Below are 223 nucleotides of genomic sequence, written 5' to 3'. Positions count from 1 at the left end.
GTAAACCACACCATTGATGGTGACGGCTAAGGTGCTGTTGTCATCCAAATCGACGGTACCTTTGAAAATCAGAGTGTTGTCGTTGGTGATAAAGTCACTGCTGGAGCTGCCGGTGTCTTGAGTGATGGCGGTGATGGCCACGGTGTTACCGTCACCGTCTTGGTCAATCTTGGTGTCAATCACCACATCTTGGGTAACAGTTTTGCTGTTGCCGGCCACGTCG

Annotated in this window: 1 pseudogene; it reads right to left on the bottom strand. The window is 51.1% G+C overall.

Annotation, left to right across the window (positions count from 1 at the left end):
* A pseudogene (locus M0413_RS22875) lies at positions 1-223 on the bottom strand (retention module-containing protein); the annotation flags it as partial.

It is taken from the genome of Shewanella sp. 8A (assembly GCF_023475945.1).
Classification (GTDB): Bacteria; Pseudomonadota; Gammaproteobacteria; order Enterobacterales; family Shewanellaceae; genus Shewanella; species Shewanella xiamenensis.
Note: the sequence above shows the minus strand (reverse complement) of the source record. Positions and strands in the feature narration are given on the sequence as shown.